The organism is Streptomyces sp. NPDC053432, from assembly GCF_055585365.1.
The window spans coordinates 76,828-103,371 of the sequence record NZ_JBVJKF010000007.1 but is presented as its reverse complement, the minus strand read 5'-3'; the positions used below and the strand labels follow the sequence as shown (position 1 = coordinate 103,371).

Here is a 26,544-nt window from a genome sequence, read left to right as displayed (position 1 = left end):
GGGCCTGAGGCGGCCCGCGCCGGGTCAGGGCGTCGCGGGTTCGGACAACGGGAGGTCCAGGGGCGGGTCCTGGGTGGTGCTGACCGCTTCGGGGTCCAGGTCCGCCCGGGTCGGCATGGCGCTGCCGGGGAGCCGGACGGCGGCCGCGCCGTGGGTCAGGGCCGCGGCGAGGGCGCCAGGACCGGCGCCCCCGGCGATGAGGAAGCCCGCCAGGGAGGCATCGCCGGCACCCACGTCGCCGCGGACGCCGTCCGCGGGGACCCGCGCGGTGCCGTAGTGGACGCCGCTGTCCTCGACCAGGAGCTGGCCGTCGGCGCCCAGCGAGGCGAGCACGGCTCCCGCCCCCTGGGAGCGGAGCTCCTGCGCCGCCTCCAGGACGTCGCCGAGGGTGGCCAGCGGGCGTCCCGTCGCCGCGGCCAGTTCGGCGGCGTTCGGCTTGACGACGTCGGGCCGGGCGGGGAGCGCCGCGAGCAGCGCCGGGCCGGAGGTGTCCAGCGCGACGCGGGCGCCGCCCTGGTGGGCGCGGGTGACGAGGTCGGCGTACCACCCGGCTTCGAGGCCGCCCGGGAGGCTGCCGCAGCAGGCGATCCAGCGCGCTCCGGCGGAGCAGCCGTGGACGGTGCCGAGGAGGAGGGCGGATTCCGCCGGGGTGAGCTCCGGGCCAGGTGCGTTGATCTTGGTGAGGGTGCCGTCGGGTTCGACGAGGGAGATGTTCGAGCGGGTCTGCCCGGCGATGGAGACCGCGGTGACGTCCACGCCCTGCACGCCGAGGAGTTCGGCGAGCAGGGTGCCCGGGGCGCCGCCGAGCGGGAGGACCGCCGTCGTGCGGTGGCCCGCGGCGGCCACCGCGCGGGAGACGTTGACGCCCTTGCCCCCGGGGTCGACCCGGTCGCTGGTGGCGCGCAGGACCGCACCGCGGACGAGCGAGGGGACCTCGTACGTCCGGTCCAGGGAGGGGTTGGGCGTGACGGTGAGGATCATACGAGCGCAACTTCCGTACCGGCGGCCTCGATCGCCGCCTTGTCGGCGGGGGCCAGCCCCGTGTCCGTGATGAGCAGGTCTATGTCCGCGAACGAGCCGAAGCGTGCGAAGTGTTCCTGTCCGGCCTTGGCGGAGTCGGCGAGCAGGACGACCCGCCGGGCGGCGGCGATCGCGGCGCGCTTGACGGCGGCCTCGGCGAGGTCGGGGGTGGTCAGGCCGCCCCGGGCGGTGAATCCGTTCGCCGCGAGGAAGAGGACGTCGGCGCGGATCTCGGCGTACGCGCGCAGCGCCCAGGCGTCCACGGCGGCGCGGGTGCGGTGGCGGACCCGGCCGCCGACGAGGTGGAGGTCGATGCCGGTGTGGTCGGCGAGGCGGGCGGCGACGGGCAGGGCGTGGGTGACCACCGTGAGCGCCGTCTCGACCGGGATGACGGCCGCGAGGCGGGCGATGGTGCTGCCCGCGTCGAGGACGACGCTGCCGCCGCGGGGGAGTTCGGCGAGGGCGGCGGCCGCGATGCGGTCCTTCTCGTCCGCGGCGGTGGCCTCCCGCTCGGTGAGGTCCGGCTCGAAGTCGAGGCGGCCGGCCGGGATGGCGCCGCCGTGCACCCGGCGGACCAGGCCGGCCCGGTCGAGTGCCTTGAGGTCGCGGCGTACGGTCTCGGCGGTCACCTGGAAGCGGTCGGCGAGGGAGAGCACGTCGACCCGGCCGGCCTCGCGGGCGAGGCGGAGGGTCTCCTGCTGGCGCTCCGGCCCGTACATGTGGGTTTACGTCCGTTCCGTGCCCGAATACGTGGACTTGCCACCATACGTCGGATTTCGGAGGCGAACAAAGAGAAACGGACACGCCCGACCGGTGAGGGCGGGCGTGTCCGTGAGCCTGGGCGGGGATCCGCGCCAGTGCTGTGACCCGGTGAACCGTGCCGGTCACGGCACTAGGCGACCGGGGTCTTCTCCGCGGCGGGCTCGGCGGGGGCCGTGTACTCGGAGCCGCCCTCGCGCTGCTCCATCGGGACGGGCCGTCGCGGCAGCAGGAACATCACCGCGCAGATCACGACCAGGACGCCCGCGATGGACCACAGCGCGCCACGGAAGGCCTCGACGTACTGCGGGCCGAAGACCATGTCGTCCTCGATCAGCCCGAAGAAGACGACGGAGGTCAGGGCGAGGCCCAGGGCGTTGCCCATCTGGCCGGTGGTGTTGATCAGGCCGGAGGCGGAGCCGGCGTGCTCGCGCGGCACCTCGGACAGCGTCGTGTCGTTCAGCGGCGCCACGATCAGGCCCATGCCGATGCCCATGAGGACCAGCGGGGCCGCCATCTGCCAGGAGGCGATCTCCATGCCGTAGTACGAGGACTCCCAGATGTAGAGGAGCAGGCCCGCGGCCATGGTGAGCGCACCGGCCTGGAGCACCTTGCGGCCGAAGCGCGGCACGAGCTTGCCGACGGAGACGCCCGCGGCCGCCGAGACGGAGAGGGAGAAGGGGATGCCGGTGAGGCCGGCGTGCAGGGCGCTCCAACCGAGGCCCAGCTGCATGTACAGCGTCCAGACCAGGAAGAAGATGCCGGTCGCGATGCCGAAGGTGAGCTGGACGGCGATGCCGCCGGCGAAGCTCTTGACCTTGAAGAGGGAGAGCTCGACGAGCGGGGAACCGTCCTTCCTGATCTTGTACTTCTCGTAGGCGACGAACGCGGCGAAGACGAACGGCGACGCGATCATGCAGACGAAGCCCCACAGCGGCCAGCCGTTCTCCCGGCCCTGGGTGAGCGGGAAGATCAGCATGACCAGGGCCAGGGTCGCGAGGACGACGCCGACGAGGTCGAGGCGCAGGGCCTTGGGGGCCTTGGACTCGCTGATGAACGCGCGGCCCAGGATCACGGCCGCGATACCGACCGGCAGGTTGATCAGGAAGATCGGGCGCCATTCGAGGCCGAAGATGTTCCACTCGGTGAGCAGCGCGCCGAGCATCGGGCCGGAGACGGCGCCGAGACCCACGATCGCGCCGAACATGCCGAAGACCTTGCCTCGCTCGTGCGGCGGGAAGGTGACGTGGATGATCGCCAGCACCTGCGGGACCATCATGGCCGCCATCCCGCCCTGGAGCAGACGGGAGGCGACGAGCATGCCCGGGTTCGCCGCGATGCCGCAGAGCAGGGAGGCGGCGGTGAATCCCGCGACGCCGAGGAGGAAGAGGCGCTTGCGGCCGTAGATGTCACCGAGACGGCCGCCGGTGATCAGACCGGCGGCGAAGGCGAGGGCGTAGCCCGCGGTGATCCACTGGATCGCGCTGGTGGATGCGCCCAGGTGCTCGCGCATGCTGGGGATGGCTATGTTGACGATCGTGACGTCGACCAGGTCCATGAAGGTCGCGGTCATCACGATGGCGAGGGCCAGCCAGCGGCGGCGGTCCACATTGGTGGGCGCGGGTGCTGCCGCCCCGCTCGCCTCGCTCCGGTCTTCTCGTGCGGGCCCGCTCTCTCTCGCGGGCGATTTCCTGGACGTCTCGGTGCTCATGAGGAGAAACCTAGACGGGATGTAGGTCAGGGTGTGTCCTCTTTCGCTGGCAACCTGGTGCCATGACCGACACACCGGCACGGCTCCTCTCCCTGCTGTCCCTCCTCCAGACCCCGCGCGAATGGCCGGGCAGTGAACTGGCGCAGCGGCTGCGGGTGAGCGCGCGGACCATCCGGCGGGACATCGAGCGGCTGCGGGATCTGGGGTACCCGGTGGAGGCCACCCTGGGCGCGGAGGGCGGCTACCGGCTGGTGGCCGGGGCGGCGCTGCCGCCGCTGCTCCTCGACGACGAGGAGGCCGTCGCGATCGCGGTGGGGCTGCGGGCGGGCGCCGGGCACGCGGTGGACGGGATCGAGGAGGCCTCCGTACGGGCTCTGGCCAAGCTGGAGCAGGTGCTGCCGTCGCGGCTGCGGCACCGGGTGGGCGCGCTGCAGTCCGCCACCACGGCGCTGACGCGCGGGGACGGGGCGAGCGTGGACCCGCGGACCCTGACGACGATGGCCTCGGCGGTGGCGGGGCCGGAGCGGCTGCGGTTCGCGTACCGGGCGGCGGACGGGGCGGAGACGCGGCGGCTGGTGGAGCCGTACCGGCTCGTCAGCACGGGGAGCCGGTGGTACCTGGTGGCCTACGACATGGAGCGCGAGGACTGGCGCACCTTCCGGGTGGACCGGGTGCGGGAGCCGTTCGCGACGGGTGCGCGGTTCGCTCCGCGGGAGCTGCCGATGGACGCCGTGGAGTTCGTACGGCGGGGCCTGCGGGGCAGGGAGACCTCGTACGCGGTGGAGGCCGCCTTCGCGGCGGGCCCGGAGCAGCTGCCCCCGTGGCTCCGGACCGTCGCCCTCCCGGGCGGGGGGCCGTCGGAAACGGTGGTCCGCTTCGAGACGGGGGACGCACCGGAGTGGGTGGCGGCCCGGCTGGCCCTGACCGGGCTGCCCTTCACGGTGCGGGGGCCGGCGCAGCTGCGCGCCGCGGCGGCGGACCTGGGGGCGCGGCTCTCGGGGTCGGCGGGCGCGGCCGGGTAGACCGGGCGCGGCCCAGCCCCGGGGCTCCGCCCCGCACCCCGCTCCTCACTCGCAGCCGGACCCAGCCTCGCCGGCGTTTGGGGCGCGGGGTCCGGGGCGGAGCCCCAGGGGCCCACGGCAGGCGGGAGCCCCGGCGCCTGGGGGGATAGGCGCCGGGGCTCGTTCAGGGGGTGGGTGGGCCGGCCGCGCTAGGCCACGGCGTCGAAGCCCGTGTCCCGCGCCATCCGCTTCAGCTCCAGCAGCGCGTGCTTCTCGATCTGGCGGATCCGCTCGCGGGTCAGGCCGTGCTGCTTGCCGACCTCCGTCAGGGTCCGCTCGCGGCCGTCCTCGATGCCGTACCGCATCTTGATGATCGACGCGGTGCGCTGGTCGAGCTTGCCGAGCAGGTCCTCCAGCTCCTCACTGCGCAGCAGCGAGAGCACGGACTGCTCGGGGGAGATCGCGGCGGTGTCCTCCAGGAGGTCGCCGAACTGCGTCTCGCCCTGGTCGTCGACCGACATGTTCAGGCTGACCGGGTCGCGCGCCCAGTCCAGTACGTCGCCCACGCGCTTCTCCGTCGAGTCCAGCTCGGCGGCGATCTCGGCGTGCTCCGGATCCCGGCCGTGCTCGCGGTTGAACTCGCGCTGGACCCGGCGGATCCGACCGAGCTCCTCGACCAGGTGCACGGGGAGGCGGATGGTGCGGGACTGGTCCGCGATGGAGCGGGTGATCGCCTGGCGGATCCACCACGTGGCGTACGTGGAGAACTTGAAGCCCTTGGTGTAGTCGAACTTCTCTACCGCCCGGACCAGGCCGGCGTTGCCCTCCTGGATGAGGTCGAGGAGCGGCAGGCCGCTGCGCGGGTAGCGGCGGGCGACGGCGACGACGAGACGGAGGTTGGAGCGGATGAAGACTTCCTTGGCGCGCTCGCCTTCGGCGGCCAGCGCCTCCAGCTCCTCGCGGGCGGGGGCCTCGCCCTCCCGCTCCGCCTCGCCGTCGAGGATCTGCTGGGCGTACACGCCCGCCTCGATGATCTGCGAGAGCTCCACTTCCTTGGCGGCGTCGAGCAGCGGGGTGCGCGCGATCTCGTCCAGGTACATGCCGACCAGGTCGCGGTCTGCGATCTCCCCGCCCGCAGCGCGTGCGCTGCTCGTGGACTGACGGCGGGCGACGGCGCGGGTTGCCATGCGTGCTCCCTTGCAATGAGTTCGGTCGCGGTGCGGCTGCCGGACGGCCACCGTGGTGCGGCGGGACGCCCTTCGGACACTCTCCCGAGTGCCCGCTTCCGAAGGAGACAACGACTGGAATCGGGACAGAATTCCCACGTTGCGCCCTCTTTTCCGAGATCTTGCAGTATCCTGCCCCGCCACGAGCGGGAAGCGGATGCCGCAGGACTTCGAGGAAGTGCAGGTCAGGCCCGGGACGGAGGCCGATCCGGCGGCCCTCGCGGACGCATGCGACCACGACGCCCGTGAGACCGCCGTCACATCCGGCAACGCCGCCCACGGCCGCACTCCCACCCTGAAGACGGCCGGCGGCGGGTTCTGGTTGCCCGGACTGGCGATCGAACCACCGAAAACTCCATAAGCAACACATTTCGACCACCCTCTCGGGTGGGGCTCAGGCATGTTCCGGTGGGGACGACGTCACCGGACCGCCGCGTGGCGGGAAGGGCTAGCCGAACTGGAGGGAGCGCTTCGAGAGGCCCATCCAGAAGCCCGTCACCGGGTCGCGGCGGGTGGTGAGGTCGCCCGCGGCCTCGGCCGCGCCGAGGGTGACGAAGAGGGGGGCGAAGTGTTCCGTGCGGGGGTGGGCCAGGCGGCCCGAGGGGGATTTGGCCTCGAAGTCGAGCAGGGAGTCCAGGTCGCCCGCGGCGATCGCCTCGTGGCCCCAGGCGTCGAACTCCGCCGACCAGGCAGGGGTGCCCGCGTGGCGGAGGGCCGCCAGGTTGTGGGTGAAGAAGCCGCTGCCGACGATCAGGACGCCCTCGTCGCGCAGGGGTGCGAGCTTGCGGCCGATGTCCATCAGGCGGCGTGGGTCGAGGGTCGGCATGGATATCTGGAGCACCGGTATGTCGGCCTCCGGGAACATCTCGACCAGGGGGACGTACGCGCCGTGGTCGAGCCCGCGGTCCGGGATGTCCTGGACGGGGGTGCCGGGGGCCCGGAGGAGTTTGCGGACCTCGGCGGCGAGCCACGGGGCGCCCGGGGCCTCGTAGCGGACCCGGTAGTAGTGCTCGGGGAAGCCCCAGAAGTCGTACACCAGCGGGATCGTCTCGGTGGCGCCGAGCGCGAGGGGCGCCTCCTCCCAGTGGGCGGAGACCATCAGGATCGCCCGGGGGCGGGGCAGGCCGGCGGACCAGGCGGCCAGTTCGCCGGGCCACACCGGGTCGTCGGCCAGCGGCGGCGCCCCGTGACTGAGGTAGAGCGCCGGCATACGGGTCCCCTGCGGGGGCGTGGCCGTGGGGGTCATGGTGGGCTCCTCCGTCGGGGTGCGGGGCCGGGCCGCGCGGGGTCGTACGGGGCCACCCGAAAAGACTAACCCCGCTTGGTTCAAATTTGAACCAAGCGGGGCCGTCAGTCATTCCCCGTCATTCCCGGACGGGTACCGCCCGCGTCAGTGGGCGATCACCGGGACCTTGACCTCGGCGTCCTCGGGCGAACCGGAGGCCACCACGCCGCCCGCGCCCGGACGGCCCGTGTTGATCAGCGTCAGCGCGATGGCCGAGCTGGCGATCAGGATGCCCACCGCCCACCAGATGGCGGAGGAGTAACCCTCGACCATGGCCTGCGCCTGGACGAGCCCGGCCGCGGCGCCGCCCGCCGCGGCCTCGGCCGCGTGGTCCGTGAGGTACGCGGTGGTCGCCGAGGCGGCGATCGTGTTCAGCAGCGCGGTACCGATGGCCCCGCCGACCTGCTGCGAGGTGTTGACCATGGCGGAGGCGACACCGGCGTCGGCCGGGTTCACCCCGTGCGTGGCCAGCGACATGGCCGGCATGAACGCCGTACCCATGCCGAGGCCGAGCAGCAGCTGCGCCGGCAGGATCAGCGCCGGGTACGAGGACCCGACCTCCAGCTGCGTCAGCAGCAGCATGCCGGTCGCGGCGAGCGCGAAGCCCGGGCCCATCAGCAGCCGCGGCGCGACCCGGGTCATCAGGCGGGCGCCGATCTGGGTGGAACCCGTGATCATGCCCGCGATCATCGGCAGGAAGGCGAAGCCGGTCTCGACGGGCGAGAAGCCCTTCACGACCTGCAGGTAGTAGGTGAGGAAGAGGAACAGGCCGAACATCGCGATGACGGCCAGGCCGAGCGAGAGGTAGACGCCGCCGCGGTTGCGCTCCAGCAGGACGCGCAGCGGCAGCAGCGGGGACTTCACCTTGGACTCGACGAGGACGAACGCCGCGAGCAGCACCGCCGAGGCGATGAACATGGAGACGGTGACCGCGTCCGACCAGCCGGCGGACTCGGCGCGGGTGAAGCCGTACACCAGGGCGACCAGACCGAGCGTGGAGAGGACCACGCCGGGGACGTCGAGCGGCGCGCGGTTGCGGCCGCCCGCGGGCTCACGGATGACCAGCCAGGCGCCTACGGCCGCGATGATCGCGAAGGGGATGTTGACGAAGAACGTCCAGCGCCAGTCGAGGTACTGGGTGAGGAAGCCGCCCAGGATCAGGCCGACGGCGCCGCCGCCGCCCGCGATCGCGCCGTAGATGCCGAAGGCCTTGGCCCGCTCCTTGGCGTCGGTGAACATGACGGCCAGCAGGGAGAGGGCGGCCGGCGCGAGCAGCGCACCGAAGGCGCCCTGGAGGGCGCGGGCGCCCAGCATCATGGCCTCGCCGTTGGCGGCGCCGCCGAGCGCGGAGGCCAGGGCGAAGCCGATGAGGCCGACGACGAAGGCGTTCCTGCGGCCCCACTTGTCGGCGATGCGGCCGCCGAAGAGGAGCAGACCGCCGAAGGCCAGCGCGTACGCGGTGATGACCCACTGGCGGTTTCCGTCGGAGATGCCGAGGTCGGTCTGGGCGGAGGGGAGGGCGATGTTCACGATGGTCGCGTCGAGGACGACCATCAGCTGGGCCAGGGCTATGAAGACGAGCGCCTTCCAGCGACTGGGATCGGCGGCAGCGGCAGCCTGCGGGGGTGTCGCGGCTGTTTTGGACATGGGGGTACCCACTTCACGGTGCGGAATGAAAGACGGAGGGGATGTACGGGGGAAAATTACTGAAAGACGATATTTAGGTCTGAACTGCGCGTCACATGGTTTTCCGCCTCAGATCCTCGAGCGTGGCCGCCGAACCGGGCAGCACGGAGGGGGCCGGGGCCCGCAACCCGTCGAGGAAGAGCTGGATGTGACGGTGGGTGAAGCGGTCGATCTCCAGGCAGTCGGTGCCGGGGAGGGGGCGGCTGAGCTGGGACAGGGCGACCATCAGATCGCCGACGCCGATGTCCGTGCGGACCAGGCCCGTCTCCTGACCGGCGGTCAGGAGGGTTTCGACGGCGGCCTCCAGGGAGGCGCGGGCGTCGAGGAGTTCGGGGTGATCCCGGTCGAAACCCTCCGCGAGCATCGGGCACAGGGCGCCGATGCGCTCGTCCGCGGCGGCGTGCGTGAAGCGGCACAGGGCCGCGAAGGCGTCGGGCTCCTGCGCGAGGGCGGCCTCGGCGGTGGCGGTGACCCGGGCCATCACGAAGAGCACGACCTGGTGGATGAGGGTGGGGCGGTCGGGAAAGTGCCGGTAGAGGGTGGCGTTGCCGACGCCCGCCCGGCGGGCGACCTCGTCGAAGGGGGCGTTGCAGCCGAACTCGACGAACATCTCGCGGGCGGCCGCGAGGATCCGCTCCCGGTTCCGCACGGCGTCGGCCCGCGGCCGCGGGCCGACACGGGTCCCGGCGGGCGCCGGCGGGGGTGCGGACGGGGCCGGCGCGGGCGTCGCCGGCGCGGATGCGGTCGACGCGGACACCGCCGGCACGGATGCCGTCGGTGCGGACGCGGTCAGCGCGGACGCGGGGGGCACGGACGCGGGGGGCGCGGACGCGGTCAGCGCAGACGCGGGGGGCGCGGACGCGGTCAGCGCAGACGCGGGGGGCGCGGACGCGGTCGGCGCAGACGCGGTCAGCGCAGACGCGGGGGGCGCGGACGCGGTCGATGTGGATGCCGCCGGCGCGGACGCGGTCGATGTGGATGCCGCCGGCACGGATGCGGGCAGCGCGGATGTGCTCGGCGCGGGTGCAGCAGGGGCGGATACGGCCGGTGCGGTGGCCGTGGGGAGGTCGGTCACTCGGGTCGCGGCCCCGAGACCACCGTCGGCCGTTGCTGCCGCCGCCGTGCTGTGGTGCTTCATCCGGGGCCTCCCTGGCGCTGCGATCCGTACCGTCTCCGCCAAACGGGGAGCCGGTCCCCACTTCGTGGGACTCACGTTCAAACGGGGATCCACTCCCCGGTTATTTCACCCCTGAGTGTGAGCCGGGTCACAGGATGCGTGGGACCCGTCACCGTTTGGCCTCTCCCGGCGCGCGGGCGCGCCGCGCCCGTCGGAGGGTGATCGAACAGAGCGCAGACCGGGCAGGGCCGGCTGCCGCGGACCCGAAGGCGATCTCCAATGCCGCAGACGCGCCACCGGATACGCAAGCCACGCCGCACCAGCGCCTACATCGGCATCACCGCGCTGGCCCTCGGCGTCACGGCGACCGCGAGCGCCGGCATATCCAGCCGCAGTCACTCCGCGGCAGGCCCCGTCGCCACCAGCGCCGAATCGGCCCTCGCTCCGTGCCGGATCGCCGGCACGATGGGCGTACAGATGTCCGAAGGTCTGCTGACCCCTCCGGGGTACTCCCGCTCGACCGGCGAGGTCCGCGCGCTGAACCTGATGATCGACTTCCCTGACGCCAAAGGCGAGGGGACGGCCGCCGACCGGCTCGCGGAGTTCTTCCCGCAGACCTCCGACTGGTTCCGCACGAGCTCCTACGGGCGGCTCACCTACCGGGCCGAGGCGCCCATAAAGAACTGGCTGCGAATGCCGATGCCCTTCGCCTCGTACGGGATCGAGCGCGGATCCGCGTACGAACCGGGCTACCGCCAGCTCGTCGAGCACATAGCGAAGGCCGCCGACCCCGAGGTGGACTTCACCCGGTACGACCTGATCAACATCCTGGTGACGCCGAACGCGGGCCCGTCCGCCCTGGACACCGTCCTGTCGGTGACCTTCTCGGGCAACGGAGAGGCACCGACGGCGGACGGGGTGCCGCTGGCCAACACGTCCTTCGTCTACAGCCGGCAGGACGACGGCTCCGGCACCTACCGCGAGACCGGCTACCGGGTGCTCCCCCACGAGAACGGGCACGTCTTCGGGCTGCCCGACCTCTACACCTCCGACGGCGGCGGCACGGTCGGGCACTGGGACATCATGAGCGAGGACTGGGGGGCCAACAACGACCTGCTGGGCTGGCACAAGTGGAAGCTGGGCTGGCTGGACAGCTCGCAGATCAGCTGCGCCGCGAAGTCGGGCACCAGCGACCACGTCCTGTCGCCGCTGGCGGTGGAGGGCGGCGTGAAGCTGGCCTTCGTCCCCATCTCGGAGAGCGTCGGGTACGCGGTGGAGGTACGCACCCAGGCCGGGAACGACGAGGCCGTCTGCAAGCCGGGCGTCCTCATCTACAAGGTGGACTCCGACGTGGACACCGGGCACGGACCCGTGACGGTCTCGGACAGCTCCGGTTCGAGCGGCGGCTGCACCCGGCGGCCCAATGTGCACTCGGAGCTCTCCGACGCGCCGTTCCGCCCGGGCGAGACCTTCACCGACGACAAGGCGGGCATCAGCATCTCGGTGGTGGGAGAACTGCGCAACGGCAACTTCCAGGTCCGGATCATCCGCCCCTGACGCTCCGCGGCACAGCGGCCGACCCCATCGTTTCCGCCAAGGCCCCGCATGTCCGCGCTTTACCGGTGGGTACCATTCCGGGCTCCGCGCCGGTCGCGGCGGACGCCGCGGACCGCGCACGGACCCGCGTTCCGCTTCGGCCGGAACGCGTCTCATTTCCTTGATGACCGCTCAATTCGGCTCCGCCAGACGGATGTTCCGCATGGCGTCCCGACCGGGAGGAACCGGACTGGAGCATTCACCATGGGGGGCACCAAGAGCGCGATGGTTCCCGTAGAAATCTACGAAGAGCGGTTCTCAGCCAGGGGAGTTTTCATGTCTTCGGCCGCTAGCTGACTCCTCCGGGGTCCCTGTGTACTCCTCGTACAAGTGGCAACAGCACGGGGGATTGCGCTTGTTGTGTCCGCACGTCCGGCCACCACGTTTCGTGGGGCCTCTGTGTGCTGCCGGTTTTCCGGCCGGACCACCGGATCCCCCCTGGCGTTCTTCGGACGAAGGGGACAGTCATGAGCAACACGAAGACGTTATCCACGCGGAACATCGAGATCGTCTGGCCCGACCTCGGTATCACCGTCACCGCCGAGCTCGACGGGCGCAACCCCGAGCTCGCCGACGCACTGTGGGACTCACTCCCCTACCAGAGCCTCCAGGGCCACGCCCTCGTCGCGGGCCAGCACCTCTACCACCACGCGCCCATCCCCTCCCTCCTCCACCTCCACGCCACCGAACGCATCGCCGACCGCCGCGACGCACCCGACGGCACCGTCTTCTGCTCCGGCCTCCAACACCTCGGCATCAAATACGGCACCCTCACCGAACCCATGCCCGCAGCCCCCGTCGGCCGCATCCGCGAAGAAGACATCACCGCCCTCAAGGAAGCCGGCGACGCCATATGGGACGCCGTCTACTCCACCAAGAAGCAGATCCTCGTCGAAGTCCGCAAAGCCGGCACCACCAGCGGACACACCATCCCCCAACTCACCGCCACCCACACCGAAGCACAAGCCCTCATCCACGACATCCACACCGAGACCGACCGGTACTGGCTCACCGCACCCCCCGAACTCGCCGCCCTCCACGAAGGCGTCATCCCCTCCGGCGCAGGCACCCACGACACCGTCCTGCCCACCCTCCTCTTCGTCAACGGCGAAACCCGCCCCCTCGGCTACGCCGGCTACGGCGGACTCATCCGCGCCGCCGTCGCCGACATGCCCCTCGAACCCCTCCGCCAGATGACCCGACTCCTCATCGGCGTCCCCGCCGAATTCCTCGGCTACTGCGGCCTCGAAAAACTCTGGGACTACACCCAGCGCTTCCTCACCCTCCTCGACCAACTCGACCGCGACGACTACCTCGCCGTCACCCGCCAACTCGCCCTCTACATCAACCTCCTCGGCGCCTGGAACCTCCACCTCTTCCCCTGGGACGCCACCGACCACCTCCGCCAACAACACCCCACCGAGCAGGCACGGTCAGTCGAACTGGTGAACCAATAGGCCGCGAGAACCACCCGCCATTGCCGACTTCTTCTCCTTTTTCCCGAACTGGAGTTCCCATGGGTATCGCCAACAAGCACACGATGTACGACTCGACCGTCATCGACGCCACTCCGGACGCCGTCTGGGCCGTTGTCCGCGACGCCCTGAAGGTGGTGTCGATCGTGTCCGGACCCAACGCGAAGGACGTGGGCTGGGCCGAGGGCGGCGAGGTCGAGCGGGTGCCGGCGCGTTATGACTTCACGCTGGTCTTCAACGACGGGCTCGTCCAGCAGGAGATCGCCGGGCGCAACGAGGTGGACCGCTCGCAGACCTACCGCGCCGTCGCCCCGACCATGGGCGTCGACCAGTACGTCGCCACGATCCGCATCCGGCCGATCACCAATGACCCGAACCGCTGCTTCTTCGACTGGACCCGCGAGCTGACCATCGCCGACGACGCGGACCCCGCGGTCATCGAGGCGATCGTCGCCATGATGTCGAAGCAGACCGATGCCATGCGGGACCACTTCGCGTCGACCGACAAGTAATTCCGGCGGAACAATTCGATATTGAAGGGACATGCCTTGACCGGGATATCCACTGCTCGACACATCGAGATCGTCTGGCCCGACCTCGGTATCACCGTCACCGCCGAGCTCGACGGGCGCAACCCCGAGCTCGCCGACGCACTGTGGGACTCACTCCCCTACCAGAGCCTCCAGGGCCACGCCCTCGTCGCGGGCCAGCACCTCTACCACCACGCGCCCATCCCCTCCCTCCTCCACCTCCACGCCACCGAACGCATCGCCGACCGCCGCGACGCACCCGACGGCACCGTCTTCTGCTCCGGCCTCCAACACCTCGGCATCAAATACGGCACCCTCACCGAACCCATGCCCGCAGCCCCCGTCGGCCGCATCCGCGAAGAAGACATCACCGCCCTCAAGGAAGCCGGCGACGCCATATGGGACGCCGTCTACTCCACCAAGAAGCAGATCCTCGTCGAAGTCCGCAAAGCCGGCACCACCAGCGGACACACCATCCCCCAACTCACCGCCACCCACACCGAAGCACAAGCCCTCATCCACGACATCCACACCGAGACCGACCGGTACTGGCTCACCGCACCCCCCGAACTCGCCGCCCTCCACGAAGGCGTCATCCCCTCCGGCGCAGGCACCCACGACACCGTCCTGCCCACCCTCCTCTTCGTCAACGGCGAAACCCGCCCCCTCGGCTACGCCGGCTACGGCGGACTCATCCGCGCCGCCGTCGCCGACATGCCCCTCGAACCCCTCCGCCAGATGACCCGACTCCTCATCGGCGTCCCCGCCGAATTCCTCGGCTACTGCGGCCTCGAAAAACTCTGGGACTACACCCAGCGCTTCCTCACCCTCCTCGACCAACTCGACCGCGACGACTACCTCGCCGTCACCCGCCAACTCGCCCTCTACATCAACCTCCTCGGCGCCTGGAACCTCCACCTCTTCCCCTGGGACGCCACCGACCACCTCCGCCAACAACGCCCCACCGAGCAGGAGCAGCCCGCATGACCCAGCTGCCCGAACACACCGAGACCCTCGTCATCGGCGGAGGCGTCATCGGCACGTCGATCGCGTACCACCTCGCCGAGGCCGGCGTCGGCACCGTTCTGCTGGAGCGCGGCGCCCTCGGATCGGGGGCTTCCGGGAACACCGCGGGCGTCGTCCGCACGTTCTTCCCCGGCAGCCCCCTCACCAGCCGGCTGGCCGCCCGCAGCATGGACGCGTACCACTCCTTCCACGAGCGGACCGGGACGGACCTCGGTCTGGAGCGCTTCGGCTTCCTGGTGCTGTTCACCGACGAGGAGCAGGTGGAGGCGTTCCGGCAGGAGCAGGCCGCCCACCAGGCCGCGGGGGTGGACGTCGAGCTCGTGACACCGTCCGAGGCCGTGCGGCTCAACCCGCTGGTGGACGAGCACCGCATCGTGGCGGCGGCCTGGGCGCCCGAGGCCTACTCCATCGACCCCGGCGCGATCGTGCGCGGTTACGCCGCGGCCGCCGAGCGGGAGGGTGCCGTACTGCACACGGAGACTCCCGTCACCGGCATCGACCCGGACGGGCGGGTCCACACGCCCGCGGGCAGCATCCGCGCCGACACGGTCATCTGTGCGGCGGGGCCCTGGGCGGACACGGTCGCCGCCATGGCGGGCGTGGCCCTTCCGGTGATCACGTACCCCGTGGACATGCTCCTCACCGATCCGCCCGCCGACGCTCCGCGTACCGCGCTGCCGATGACCCTGCACCCGTCCAGCCTGCGGATCAGGACCCTGGGGGACCGGATCCTCGTCGGGATGGGCCGCCCCGGACCGGACGAGTCCCGGGAGGACTGGCTGCGGCGGGTGTCGGAGCAGCTCGGCACCACCTATCCGGCCCTCGCCGGCCAGGGGCTCGACCTCGGCTGGACCGGCCACCTCGACATCAGCCCGGACGGGCTGCCCCTCATCGGCCGCGTCCCGTCCCGGCCCGGCTTCATCTACGCGGCCGGCTTCTCCGGCCAGGGGCTGTGCCAGGCGCCCGCCGCGGGAGAGATCGTCCGCGACCTCGTGCTCGGCAAGCAGCCCTGGACCGACACGGCCGGCCTCACCACCGACCGCCTGTCCGGTGGCACGGCCACGGCCGCGTAGCAGAGAAAGGAATCCTCACATGATCGTCTTGGGCTGTAACGGCTTCACCCGGGTGTCGGAGTTCTTCGCCGAGAACCTCGGCGCTGTCGGCATCAACAAGCACTACCTCATGGGCCACGACGCGGGTGCCTCGCTGCTGGTCGACGGCGAACTCGTCGCCGCCGTGGAGGAGGAGCGCCTCAACCGGGACAAGAAGACCACCGACTTCCCGTTCAACTCGGTGAAGTGGTGTCTGGACCAGGCCGGGATCCAGTTCTCGGACATCGACCTGATCGCCATTCCCTGGGACTGGTCGGCGGGCGTGCAGGAGCGGCTCCTGGCCGACATCATGGCGGCTCCCATGGACCCCGGGGCGCAGGCATACGTCGTGGACAGCATGCGCAGGCTGTTCTCCGAGATCGTCAGCCCCGAGGCGATGATCGCGGACTTCGCCGCGCGCACCGGCTTCACCCCCGACCCGGAGAAGGTGGTGTTCGTACCGCACCACATCGCCCACGCGATGACCGGCTACTACCTGGCCGGCATGCACGACGCCGCGTTCCTCGTCAGCGACGGCCGGGCCGAGCGGTTCTCGACGCTGATGGGCGAGATCCGCGACGGCCGGATCCAGGTCTTCGAAGAGACGACGATCGGCGCCGAGTACTCGATCGGCATCCTCTTCAGCGCGATCACACGGTTCCTGGGCTTCGTTCCCAACAATGACGAGTACAAGGTCATGGGACTGGCCGGCTACGCCAAGCCCCCGGTCCCGAACCCGTTCGTCGAGAACCTCGTCGAACTGCGCGAGGACGGGCGGTACACCTTCTCCACGCCGCTCGCGACGGAGGACCCGCACAGCCTCGACCCGCTCTTCGAGGAGTACTTCGGTCCCCGGCAGGACACCCTCGAATACCAGGCCACGGTGGCCGCCGCGGCGCAGGAGATGCTGGAGGTCGTCACCCGCCACCAGGTCCGCGCGCTGGAGGCGAAGTCCGGTCTGGACCGCCTGCTGTTCGAGGGCGGCGTGGCGCTGAACTGCCTCAACAACACCCCGCTGTTCGAGGGGTCGCGGTTCGCGGACATGGACGTGAGTTTCGGTGCCAGCGACACCGGCATCACCATCGGCGCGGCGGTGCAGGCGTGGATCGGCCACCCGGACAGCGCCGGCAGGGTGAAGCCCGTCGCGCCGGTCACCCCGTACCTCGGTCCGGAGTACGACGAGGCGACGATCGAGCGGACCCTCGCGGAGTTCGGCGACCGCGTGGAGTGGACGCGGCTGAGCGACGACGAGATCGTCGACCAGGTGTCGAAGCTGCTGACCGAGAAGGTCGTCGTCGGCTACTTCGAGGGCCGGGTCGAGCACGGGCCGCGGGCCCTGGGGCACCGCAGCATCCTTGCGAACCCGAGCTTCCCGGACATCAAGGACATCATCAATACCAAGGTCAAGCACCGCGAGCCGTTCCGCCCGTTCGCACCGCTCGTCCTGGAGTCGGACGCGCCGCGGGTCTTCGACATGGGCCGCAAGACCCGTTCGCCGTACATGACCTTCGTCTTCCCGGTGCGGCCGGAGTTCGTGGACCGGATCCCGGGTGCGGTCCACGTGGACGGCACCTCCAGGGTCCAGACGCTCACCGACGGGGCCACCCCTCGGCTGGCGGCGCTTCTGCGGCGGTTCACCGCCCTGACCGACGTTCCCTGCCTGATCAACACCTCGTTCAACGTGGCCGGCGAGCCGATCGTGTGCACCCCGGCCGACGCGCTGAACTGCTTCCTCGGCACGGAGATCGATTACGTCGTGCTCGGGAACCACCTCGTCAGGAAGACCGCCGCGTCCGCCTGACCCCTCCCCGCCCCACCCGTCGCCGGGACGTCGTACACGGACGTCCCGGCGACGGCTTTCGCCCGTACGCCCACACATCCAGGAGCATCAGGCTTGAACGTACGCAAGGAGCACGAGGAGCAGGACGGGCACGAGAAGACCGGGGGGCACGAGAAGACCGGGGGGCCCGAGCCGGCCCCGGCGGGGCTCGCCGACCAGGGCGCGCCCACCACCTTCCTCCTCGTACGGCACGGGGAGACGGCCCTGACGCCCGAGAAGCGGTTCTCCGGCAGCGGTGGCACCGACCCGGCGCTCTCCGCGGCCGGGAGGCGGCAGGCCGAGGCGACCGCGGCCCTGCTCGCGGCGCGGGGGGACGTACAGGCGGTCGTGACCTCGCCGCTGCGGCGCTGCCGGGAGACCGCCGAGGCGGCGGCCGGGCACCTGGGGCTGGAGGTGCGGGTCGACAAGGAACTGCGGGAGGCGGATTTCGGCGCCTGGGAGGGGCTGACCTTCGCCGAGGTGCGCGAGCGACACCCGGAGGAGCTGGCGGCCTGGCTGCGCTCCCCCGCGGCCGTGCCGCCGGGCGGGGAGTCCATGGACGTGGTGGCCGGGCGGGTCGCGGCGGCGCGGGACGGGCTGCTGGCGCGCCACGCCGGACAGACCGTACTGGTCGTGTCGCACGTGGTACCGGTGAGGCAGCTGATCCGGCTGGCGCTCGGCGCGCCGCCCGAGTCGCTGTTCCGGATGGAGATCGCGGCGGCGTCGGTCTCGACGATCGCGTACTACCCGACCGGGAACGCGTCCGTACGGTCGTTCAACGACACCTCGCACCTGCGGTAGCCGCGGTGGCCGCGGGGCTGCGGGGCCGCGCACGGCGGCAGGAAGCCGGAATGCGGGAAAGCGGTGGAAGCGGTGGAAGCGGGAAAGCAGGAAGCGCCCCGGCCACGGGGGCCGGGGCGCTTCTGGGCGCTTCCTGCTGACCTGGCGACCGATGTCACCGACGGTCCCCGGCTCCTGCCGCGCGAAGGAGCCGGGGACCGGGGTTTGACCGGGGGTGCTCAGTAGTCGATGCGGTCGGTCTTGGCCAGCCACGCGTCGAAGGGCGCCGTACGGTTCGGCAGGTCGAGCCGCTCGATCTGCATCGGCCAGTTCGCGGAGGCCTTGACCTCGAGCAGGTCGTAGAACTTGCGGTCGTCGAAGCCCGCCACCGCGGCGTCGTCACGGTCGGCGGCGAAGATGATCCGGTCCACGCGCGCCCACAGGGCGGAGGACAGGCACATCGGACAGGGCTCGCACGAGGTGACCAGGACACAGCCCTCGAGGGAGAAGGTACCCAGCTTCTGGCACGCGTTGCGGATCGCGGTGACCTCACCGTGCGCCGTCGGGTCCAGGTTGGAGGTGACCTGGTTGTTCCCGAGTGCGACGATCTCGCCGTCCCTGGCGATCAGGGCACCGAACGGGCCGCCGCCGTTGGCCACGCTCTCGGTGGCCAGTCTGATCGCCTCGTCGAGCCAGGCGGTCTCGACGGCCTGGACGCTCGGTTCGGTGGTGTGCGCGGTCATGGTCACTCCTTTGGAGAGGGTGGGGGATTCCCCGGATGGTGTGCTGCTGTGCCCGTGCGGTGCTCCGCACCCGGGGCTGGTAGGGGGCCCTGCGGATGCCGGCCCAGCGGTCAGATCTGCTGGTGGCACCTGCGGGAGATCGGCGCGGCGGAGCGCCGATCAGGTGTTCCGGTACGGCCGGGATGTGGATCGGATCCGGTTCGGTCGCCTTGCGGATGGCTTGGATCAGGCCATGCGACGGCGACGTGCCGACCAGACAGCGTCACACTCAAGGCCCTCCCCCTTCGTTCGGCCAGGAAACGGGAGGGACCGGGATCCTGGCTGGGATTTCGGCTGCCGCACGGACGCCCCAGGAGTGATGGCGACCCGGAGTCGCAGGCGCATTCCGCCTGCTTCGCGGCAACTCGTCACGAGTAGACAGGCAACCGAGTGGTGTCAGCTAGCGGTCGAAGACATGAAAACTGCCCTGGCTGAGAACCGCTCTTCGTAGACTTCTACGAGACCCGGTACGGGCGTGGTGTCACGCCTGGTTCATGCTCCAGCAATCATGCGTCCCGGCCAGGCCGAAAATGTGGAACCGGACGACAACCGGCCAGGTCGGGCGGAGGCCGGAAATATGCGCCGCCCCGGGGAGGAAGCGGAACACCGGCGGGATCCCGCCCTTGACACCTCCGCCCGGGGGCGAGGACTTCGCCGTCGCAATGACGATCTCCACGCGGCCCCGCTCACGCCGCGCCCCCGCCCCACCCCATCCCCCGAAAACGGGGCCCCGTAGCCGCCTCCTGATCCGCTACGCTGTCCCTGGGCCGCCAGGTGGACGGCCCAGACCCTTGCCGCGGTGCAAGGCCCCGCCTTCGTAGCTCAGGGGATAGAGCACGGCTCTCCTAAAGCCGGTGTCGCAGGTTCGAATCCTGCCGAGGGCACAGGAACGAGGACCCCCGGCCGATCAGGCCGGGGGTCCTCGTCGTGTGGCGGGCCGTGGTCGTGCTCGTGGTCGCGATCGGTCCCGACCGCAGGTCAGAAGGCGCAGAGGCCGATTCGGTCCGCCGCCGCCGCGGTGCCGCGGTGCGGTACGCCGCCGGCGCTACGAGGGTCGGTGCTGATATCCGGCAGGGGATGGAACGGTTGTCCTGGTACCTCCCCGCGAGGCGGTTGCGAAAGCCCTCCCGGCCGGACACCGGAAGGGCCTCGCCATCTCGGATCAGCTCAGGCCGCTGGTGCGCTCGCCGATACGGTCGCCCTGCGGAGTGCCGGCCCGCTTGAGCGCGGCCTTCGTGTGCAGTCCGCCCTTGACCTTGCTCCGCACCGGCCCGTCGAAACCGTGGCCCTGCGTGCGCGGCGGCACCCGGTCCTGCGCCTGCGCCTTCGCGATGGCTGCCCGGACATCCTGCTTCTGCTCTTTGGTCATCCCGTCGTCAACTCCCTCGGGGGACACGGCATCCAATCGGACTATTGGGATCGTATGCAGATACAGGTACGAACGCACCCGGACCGACGTTAAAGAATCGCGGACCGGCCAGGCCTCACGGGCGCGGCGGGACCTGCCGGGGCGGCGACCCCACCGACTGGTTGACCAGCTCCTCCGGGCAGGGCGTCCCCCGCGGCAGCTGGTACTTCGCCGCCACCTGGTACTCCCCCGGCGCCGGGGCCAGCAGCTCCGTCCACACGTCCCCGGCCGCGTCCGGGGGGGCCTTGAAGAGGCACCCGGCGGTGTTCGCGTACTCCTTCGGGAGCGAGGCCCCGCCGCCGCCCCTGGCGCCGCTCCGGGCCCGCGACGCGAAGGTCTCCTCCGGCGGCGCCACCGGCTTGCCCGAGGCGTCCACCAGCCCCAGCCAGGGCGAGTGGGGGATCCGTACGAACACCCGGCCGGCCTGCTTCACGTCGATGACCAGCCGGTCCGCGGTCGCCCGCACCACGGTCGCCGGCCCGGCCACCAGGTCGGTCGGCCCGTCGACCCTGAAGAGCTGCCAGTTCGCGTCGCCCCACACCTGGCGGAGGTACGGGAGCCCGCCGCGCAGCAGCTTCGCCTCGTCCTCCCCGCCCGAGTCGGGTTTGTCGGCCGGCAGCACCACGTAGTGCACGGCCCAGCGCTCCAGCCAGGCCCGGTAGCTCTCGGCGGTCAGGGTGTCGTCGTAGAAGAGCGGGTTCCGCTCCAGGTCGGCCTGCCGGTTCCAGCCGCGCGCGAGGTTCACGTACGAGGGGAAGGCGGAGGACTCCCGGTGGCTGCTGGCCGGCACCACCTCGACCCGGCCGCGGTCGGCGCCCGCCTTCTTCAGCTGGTCGACGAGCGGGGCCAGCTCCCGGTTCCAGGCCGCCACCGGGGTGGTGCGGACCACGTCCATGACGCTGTTGACGGTGATCCAGACGGTGAGCCCGGCGAAGGCGGCCACCAGCGCGTACCGGCGCCGGGAGCGCTCGGCGGCGTACGGGAGGGCCGCGAGGAGCACCGCCCCGCCGAACAGCATCACCAGCCGGGTGACGTTCGAACCGACCTGCGAGTCGATCGCCCAGGTCAGGAACACCCCGAGGGCGTAGACCGCCGAGGCGATCCGGACGGTTTTCCACCGCTTCGGTACGAGCAACATGACAGCGAGCCCGAACACGAACGGCAGCCACGCCGAGCCGAACTTCATCGGCTGCGTCCCGGAGAAGGGGAACAGCCAGGCCGACAGCCCGACCACGGCCACCGGCGCCAGCCCCAGCGCGTACGCACCCGGGCGCCGCCCGCTCAGGAACAGCGCGGCCGCGATCACCCCGAGGAACAGGCCCGCGACGGGACTGGCCGCCGTCGCCAGCCCGGCGAGCGGCGCTGCCACCGCCGCCTTGGCCCAGCGGCGGCGCGACCACTTGCGCGGCCAGCAGAAGACGGCGGCGACCGCGCCGAGCGCGAACATCACGCCGAGCCCGAAGGTGACGCGGCCGGACAGGGCGTTGCACAGCAGCCCGTACACCCCGGCCAGGGCGGGCCACAGGGGCTCCCGCACGGCGCCCCGGCAGCGGGTCAGCACCAGCGCGAGCAGGCCGGCCGAGACGGTGCCGGCGATCATCATCGTGGTCCGGACGCCGAGCATGTGCATGAGGTACGGCGAGACCACGCTGTACGACACCGGGTGCATGCCCCCGTACCAGGCGAGGTTGTACGCCGAGTCGGGATGCCGGCCGACGAACTCGGCCCAGGCGTCCTGCGCGGCCAGATCGCCGCCGCTGTTGGCGAAGCTGTAGAACCAGGCGACGTGCAGCAGCCCCGCGAGCACGGTGGCCACGACCACCGGATGCCGCCGGGCCCAGCCGGTCGCGGACGGCCGGGAATCACCGCCGGCCGGCGGCGCGGCCACCGCGCCCGCACGCCGGTCCTGCCGCTCAGCGGTGGTCACAGCCGTACTCCCCACACGTGGATCCGCACCCGCGCACGCGCACGTGCGCACGCCCCCGGCCCGATAGACGGGATCCGGCGCCCCGGGGTTGCCCGGGGCGCCGGATCCCCCGTACGCCTCCTCGCTCCCGGCGGTCAGCCGAGGCGCGTCAGCTTGCTGCCGACGGTCGGCGCGACGAGGTCGTCCTTCAGCGCCACCGGCACCTTGACCTGGCTCGCGCCCTCGCCCACGGTCAGCACGCCCATCTCGGTGCCCGCCTTCGCGGTCTGCGGGAGCGGGCCGCCGCCGTCGGAGAGCTTCACCTTGACGGTGAGCGAGGCCCAGCCGACCGCCTGCACGTCGGCGGTGGCCACGACCGCGGCCCGGCCGCCGAGGCCGTCGTCCACGTAACCCACGACGTCGCCCTTCTTGACGACGACCGCGCCGTCGAGGGACTTCTGGGTGGCGACCAGCAGCTGCTTGCTCGCGGCGATGACGGTGTCGATGATCGGCGCCTTGTGCTGGCCGAGGACGGCACCGACGATCAGCTGGTTGGTGTTGCCGATCTTCTTCTGCGCGGCGAAGAGCAGGTTTCCGCCGGCCTTCGTCGTCGTACCGGTCTTGATGCCGAGCGAGTCGTTGCCCGGGACCAGACGGTTCCAGTTGTCCCACTTCTTGCCGGAGGGGTCGATCCAGCTGGGCTTCCGGGTGATGTCGATCATGGCGTCCATCTCGACGATCTTCAGGCCCAGCTTCACCTGGTCCTCGGCGGTGCTGACCGTGGTCGCGTCCAGACCCGAGGGGTCGGTGTACGTGGTGTTGGTCATGCCGAGTTCCTTGGCGGTGTCGTTCATCTTCTTGACGAACGCCTCCTGGGTCCCGGAGTCCCAGCGCGCGAGCAGCCGCGCGATGTTGTTGGCCGACGGGATCATGAGGGCGGCGATCGCGTCGTACTCGGAGATCTTGTCGCCCTCCTTGACCGTGTTGAGGGTGGACTCGTTGTCGGACTTGTCCTTCTGGCCCTCGGCCTCGGCGGTCTTGTCGATGTCGATCATCGCGCCCTTCTCACCCTTCTTGAAGGGGTGGTCGCGCATGATGATGTACGCCGTCATCGACTTGGTGACACTGGCGATGGGCACGGGCTTCTGCTCGCCGGACGAGCCGATCGTGCCGAGGCCTGCGGCGGCCATCGAGGCCTGGCCCTCGCTGGGCCAGGGCAGCTGGGGCGCGCCTCCGTCGAAGGTGTACGCGGACTTCGCCGTCATCACGAGCTTCGGCTGCGGCAGGGGGCGCACCAGCTGGACGACGGCCAGGATGATCGCCAGGAGTACGACGATCGGCGTGTAGATCTTGAACCGCCGGATGGCGGTGCGCAGCGGGCTCGGCGGCGGGGGCGGATTGTTCGTGAGGTCCGCGAGCAGGTCGAGCGGCGGCCGGGGCGGCAGGGGCTGCTGGGTGGTCCGCTCGCTGTGGTCCGCCGGGGGCCGCGGGGCGGCCGGCGGCCTGGACTCCTGGCGGGGCTCCTGGCGGGGCTCCTGGCCGGCCTCGGCGTCGTCGGTGCGCAGCGGTACGAACGTACTGTCCTTCGGCGCCGCCCCGCCCGGCTTCACGGCCCGGAAGGCGGCGGGCCGCTCCCCTGCCGGGGCGCCTGCGGCGGGCTTCGCGGTACCGGGACGGTCACCTGCCGAGTCGCCGGCGGCGGGCTTCGCGGTACCGGGACGGTCCCCTGCCGGGGCGCCTGCGGCGGGCTTCGCGGTACCGGGACGGTCGCCTGCGGGCGCGCCTGCGGCGGGCTTCGCGGTACCGGGACGGTCGCCTGCCGGGGCGCCTGCGGCGGGCTTCGCGGTACCGGGCCGGTCGCCTGCGGTGGCGGGGGTGGCGGTGCCGGGCTTCGGGACCCGGAACACCGCGGTGCGCTCGCTGTCGGCGGGCTCAGCCGCATCCGCCGCCGCCCCACCGGTGGTGGAACCGGAACCGGGCCGCACGGCGCGGAACACGGCCGTGCGCTCGCTGTCGGCCGACTCCCCGGCGGCGGGCTTCGCGGCATCGGCCGGAGCAGCACCGGGCCGAACGGCCCGGAAGACCGCCGTGCGCTCACTGTCCGCGGACTCGCTCGCGGCGGGCGCCGCGGAATCCCGGTCCGCACTGGACGCGGGCTTCGCGGCATCGGCCGCCGCCCCGCCCGGGGCAGAAACGGAACCCGGCCGCACGGCACGGAAGATTGCGGTGCGCTCACTGTCGGCGGACTCGTCCGCCGCGGGCACGGCGGGAGCGGACGCGGGCTTCGCGGCATCGGCCGCCGCCCCGCCCGGGGCGGAACCGGAACCCGGCTTCGCGGCCCTGCGCCCGCTGTCCGCGGGAGCGTCACCGGACGCCGGTTCCGCGGCTCCGGACCGCTCCGAGGTGGAATCGGACCCGCGCTCCGCGGTGGCCGCAGCCGCACCGGCGGCCCCGGACCCGCCCGGGGCGGGCCGCGAACCGAAGGCTCGGAAGACGGCGGTGCGCTCACCGGCGGCGGACTCGTCCGCCGCGGGCACGGCGGGAGCGGACGCGGGCTTCGCGGCATCGGCCGCCGCCCCGCCCGGGGCAGAAACGGAACCCGGCCGCACGGCACGGAAGATTGCGGTGCGCTCGCTCTCGGCGGTCTCGCCCGCCCCCGGCTCCGCGGAATCCCGGTCCGCACCGGACGCCGGCTCCGCGGCATCCGCCGACGCCCCGCCCGGGGCGGAACCGGAACCCGCCTTCACGCCACGCTCACTGCCGGCCGGCTCGTCGGCGCGGGCCGCCCCCGCCTTCCCGGCGGGCGGAGCCGCGTCGTCGGCCCCGGGCTCGCCCGCGTCGGTCTCGTCGGCCGCAGCCCCGTCGGCCTTCGGGGCAGCCGACTCCTCCGCAGCCACATCGGCATCGGCATCCGCAGCCACATCCGCATCCGCATCCGCGGAGTCGCCGTCCGCCGAGGCGACCCACGCCGCCACCGCCTCCCGCAGCGGATCCCGCCCGGCGGCCCCACCGGCGGAACCGGCTTCACCGGAACGGGCGTCCACCTTGGCGGAGTCCGCTGACCCGCCCTCAGGTTCCCTCGGCCTGAACACCGACAGCCTCGGGTCGCGTCCCTCGGAGGACTCCACCGCCCCCGGCGTTCCTTCATCTACCGACTTGTCGGGGGACTCGCCCGCCACCGTTCCTCCTCCATCGACGCCACGACCGGTTGTCCGAATGTCTAACAGTGTCCCGTCTCGGGGGCATCGCCCCCGTGCTAGACGAGAACGACATAGCTGCGGGTTCCCCCACAAAGCAGGCAGGCGCTCTCGACAGATGAATGTGAGAGGCGTCACCCTGTCACTCATCCACGCGGGGAGGCATGGATGGGCAGGAGCCGCAGAACAATTCCGGAGGAGCTTCTGCTGCTCGCCTTGGACCCGACCACGGGCACCACGGCGCAGCCGCAGTCGCTCGACCTCGGCCTGGCCGGGGCACAGCTAGTGGAGCTGGCTCTGGCAGGACGGATAGCCCCTGACGGGGATCGTATCGCCGTGGTGATGCCACGGCCGACAGGAGATCCGACTCTGGACTCCGCACTGGAACTGCTGCGCAGGCGCGGCAGCCCGGTACGGGCCGTCCATTGGATCGGCGGACCCCGGCTGGGGCTCCGCCAGATTTACCTGGCGCACCTGGAGCGCTGCGGCATGGTCCATGCCGTCGCGGGACAGATGTGCGGGGTGCTGCCGACGACTCGCTACCAGGCGACCGACACGGCGATCAGCCGGGAGATCCGTACCCGGCTCGACACGGCGATCCGCACCGGCGTACCACCGGACCCGCGGACCGCGGCGCTCGCCGCACTGGCCCACGCGGTCGGACTCGGCAAGCACCTGTACCCCGGGAACGAGGGGCGGTCGTCCAGGTCCCGGCTGCGGGACCTGATCCGGCACGACCCCATGGGCGGTCTCGTGGCGCACGCCGTCATGGACGTCCAGAACGGTGTGGCCGCACAGCCGCGCCGCGACCGCGCACCGGCTCAGCCGGCCGCCCGGGCCACCGCGAACGGTGTTCCGATGCAGCCGCGCCGGACGGGTGCGATGGCCCGCGCGGCCGCGCACTGATCGGGTCCGACCCGTTCGGCCCGTTCGGCCCGTTCGACGCGTTCGACCGTTCGACCTGTTCGGCCAGTTCCACCCGCTCCACCGCAATGCCACCAGCGCGCGGGGTGGCGGTGCCGGTTCGCCGGTACCGCCACCCCGCGCGTCTGCTTTCCCTGCCGTTCGCCAGCGGCGCCAACCGCTTCGGTGGCAGTCTGCTCAACATCAGGCACGCAGAGAGACAGCT

At 71.7% G+C, this 26,544-nt stretch carries 19 protein-coding genes, 1 tRNA gene and 1 pseudogene; 10 read left to right on the top strand and 11 right to left on the bottom strand.

Annotation, left to right across the window (positions count from 1 at the left end):
- Window positions 1-24 precede the first annotated feature (24 nt).
- From pfkB to ACZ6Y1_RS14235, 3 genes are all read right to left on the bottom strand, one after another.
- Window positions 25-981 (bottom strand): 1-phosphofructokinase, encoded by a 957-nt coding sequence (pfkB, locus tag ACZ6Y1_RS14245; RefSeq protein WP_469627754.1) that lies wholly within the window; start codon window positions 979-981, stop codon window positions 25-27.
- Window positions 978-1,739, bottom strand: a complete 762-nt coding sequence (locus tag ACZ6Y1_RS14240) for a DeoR/GlpR family DNA-binding transcription regulator (protein ID WP_469627751.1) — start codon at window positions 1,737-1,739, stop codon at window positions 978-980. The genes pfkB and ACZ6Y1_RS14240 overlap by 4 nt, the downstream gene beginning before the upstream one ends.
- 173 nt (window positions 1,740-1,912) lie before the next feature.
- A complete protein-coding gene (locus ACZ6Y1_RS14235; RefSeq protein ID WP_469627748.1) occupies window positions 1,913-3,490 on the bottom strand; it encodes an MFS transporter in 1,578 nt (525 codons plus the stop codon).
- Between the two features lie 62 nt (window positions 3,491-3,552).
- Between ACZ6Y1_RS14235 and ACZ6Y1_RS14230 the strand changes: the two genes are divergently transcribed.
- The gene (locus ACZ6Y1_RS14230; RefSeq protein ID WP_469627745.1) at window positions 3,553-4,512 is read left to right on the top strand and encodes a helix-turn-helix transcriptional regulator; all 960 of its coding nucleotides are present in this window, start codon (window positions 3,553-3,555) and stop codon (window positions 4,510-4,512) included.
- A 188-nt stretch (window positions 4,513-4,700) separates the two neighbouring features.
- On the opposite strand, the gene ACZ6Y1_RS14225 is transcribed toward ACZ6Y1_RS14230, so the two are convergent.
- The 4 genes from ACZ6Y1_RS14225 to ACZ6Y1_RS14210 all read right to left on the bottom strand — a co-directional run bounded on the left by ACZ6Y1_RS14225 (window position 4,701) and on the right by ACZ6Y1_RS14210 (window position 9,337).
- Window positions 4,701-5,678 (bottom strand): sigma-70 family RNA polymerase sigma factor, encoded by a 978-nt coding sequence (locus ACZ6Y1_RS14225; protein ID WP_469627742.1) that lies wholly within the window; start codon window positions 5,676-5,678, stop codon window positions 4,701-4,703.
- Window positions 5,679-6,165: 487 nt separating this feature from the next.
- Entirely contained in the window at window positions 6,166-6,963 is a 798-nt protein-coding gene (locus tag ACZ6Y1_RS14220) for a dioxygenase family protein (RefSeq protein WP_469627738.1), read from the bottom strand.
- 144 nt (window positions 6,964-7,107) lie between these two features.
- On the bottom strand, window positions 7,108-8,649 hold the full coding sequence (locus ACZ6Y1_RS14215; RefSeq protein WP_469627735.1) for an MFS transporter: 1,542 nt from the start codon (window positions 8,647-8,649) through the stop codon (window positions 7,108-7,110).
- 91 nt (window positions 8,650-8,740) lie between these two features.
- The gene (locus tag ACZ6Y1_RS14210; protein WP_469627732.1) at window positions 8,741-9,337 is read right to left on the bottom strand and encodes a TetR/AcrR family transcriptional regulator; all 597 of its coding nucleotides are present in this window, start codon (window positions 9,335-9,337) and stop codon (window positions 8,741-8,743) included.
- A 747-nt stretch (window positions 9,338-10,084) separates the two neighbouring features.
- Between ACZ6Y1_RS14210 and ACZ6Y1_RS14205 the strand changes: the two genes are divergently transcribed.
- The 7 genes and pseudogenes from ACZ6Y1_RS14205 to ACZ6Y1_RS14175 form a co-directional block, all read left to right on the top strand.
- Window positions 10,085-11,362: a M6 family metalloprotease domain-containing protein gene (locus ACZ6Y1_RS14205; protein WP_469627729.1), complete on the top strand. Its 1,278-nt coding sequence runs from the start codon at window positions 10,085-10,087 to the stop codon at window positions 11,360-11,362.
- 506 nt (window positions 11,363-11,868) lie between these two features.
- Complete coding sequence (locus ACZ6Y1_RS14200; RefSeq protein ID WP_469627726.1) at window positions 11,869-12,858, top strand: cucumopine synthase-related protein; 990 nt, start codon at window positions 11,869-11,871, stop codon at window positions 12,856-12,858.
- 59 nt (window positions 12,859-12,917) lie between these two features.
- Window positions 12,918-13,388: an SRPBCC family protein gene (locus tag ACZ6Y1_RS14195; RefSeq protein WP_469627723.1), complete on the top strand. Its 471-nt coding sequence runs from the start codon at window positions 12,918-12,920 to the stop codon at window positions 13,386-13,388.
- Between the two features lie 36 nt (window positions 13,389-13,424).
- Complete coding sequence (locus ACZ6Y1_RS14190) at window positions 13,425-14,393, top strand: cucumopine synthase-related protein (protein WP_469627719.1); 969 nt, start codon at window positions 13,425-13,427, stop codon at window positions 14,391-14,393.
- Window positions 14,390-15,505, top strand: coding sequence for an NAD(P)/FAD-dependent oxidoreductase (locus ACZ6Y1_RS14185; protein WP_469627717.1), 1,116 nt, complete (start codon window positions 14,390-14,392; stop codon window positions 15,503-15,505). The genes ACZ6Y1_RS14190 and ACZ6Y1_RS14185 overlap by 4 nt, the downstream gene beginning before the upstream one ends.
- A gap of 19 nt (window positions 15,506-15,524) precedes the next feature.
- Window positions 15,525-17,324 carry a carbamoyltransferase family protein gene (locus tag ACZ6Y1_RS14180; protein ID WP_469627714.1) on the top strand — a complete coding sequence of 600 codons (1,800 nt, stop codon included), beginning with the start codon at window positions 15,525-15,527 and terminating at the stop codon, window positions 17,322-17,324.
- Window positions 17,325-17,513: 189 nt separating this feature from the next.
- A pseudogene (locus ACZ6Y1_RS14175) lies at window positions 17,514-18,143 on the top strand (histidine phosphatase family protein); the annotation flags it as partial.
- Window positions 18,144-18,361: 218 nt separating this feature from the next.
- Here the strand turns inward: ACZ6Y1_RS14175 and ACZ6Y1_RS14170 are convergent.
- Window positions 18,362-18,865, bottom strand: a complete 504-nt coding sequence (locus tag ACZ6Y1_RS14170) for a nucleoside deaminase (RefSeq protein WP_469627710.1) — start codon at window positions 18,863-18,865, stop codon at window positions 18,362-18,364.
- 850 nt (window positions 18,866-19,715) lie between these two features.
- Between ACZ6Y1_RS14170 and ACZ6Y1_RS14165 the strand changes: the two genes are divergently transcribed.
- A tRNA-Arg gene (locus ACZ6Y1_RS14165) sits at window positions 19,716-19,788 on the top strand.
- A gap of 278 nt (window positions 19,789-20,066) precedes the next feature.
- On the opposite strand, the gene ACZ6Y1_RS14160 is transcribed toward ACZ6Y1_RS14165, so the two are convergent.
- The 3 genes from ACZ6Y1_RS14160 to ACZ6Y1_RS14150 form a co-directional block, all read right to left on the bottom strand.
- On the bottom strand, window positions 20,067-20,273 hold the full coding sequence (locus ACZ6Y1_RS14160; RefSeq protein ID WP_469627707.1) for a hypothetical protein: 207 nt from the start codon (window positions 20,271-20,273) through the stop codon (window positions 20,067-20,069).
- Between the two features lie 115 nt (window positions 20,274-20,388).
- Window positions 20,389-22,377: an MFS transporter gene (locus ACZ6Y1_RS14155; protein ID WP_469628285.1), complete on the bottom strand. Its 1,989-nt coding sequence runs from the start codon at window positions 22,375-22,377 to the stop codon at window positions 20,389-20,391.
- Complete coding sequence (locus ACZ6Y1_RS14150) at window positions 22,374-25,397, bottom strand: D-alanyl-D-alanine carboxypeptidase family protein (protein WP_469627704.1); 3,024 nt, start codon at window positions 25,395-25,397, stop codon at window positions 22,374-22,376. Before ACZ6Y1_RS14150 ends, ACZ6Y1_RS14155 begins: the two co-directional genes overlap by 4 nt.
- Before the next feature lie 186 nt (window positions 25,398-25,583).
- On the opposite strand from ACZ6Y1_RS14150, the gene ACZ6Y1_RS14145 reads away from it, so the two are divergent.
- Entirely contained in the window at window positions 25,584-26,321 is a 738-nt protein-coding gene (locus ACZ6Y1_RS14145; RefSeq protein WP_469627700.1) for a GOLPH3/VPS74 family protein, read from the top strand.
- Window positions 26,322-26,544 lie beyond the last annotated feature (223 nt).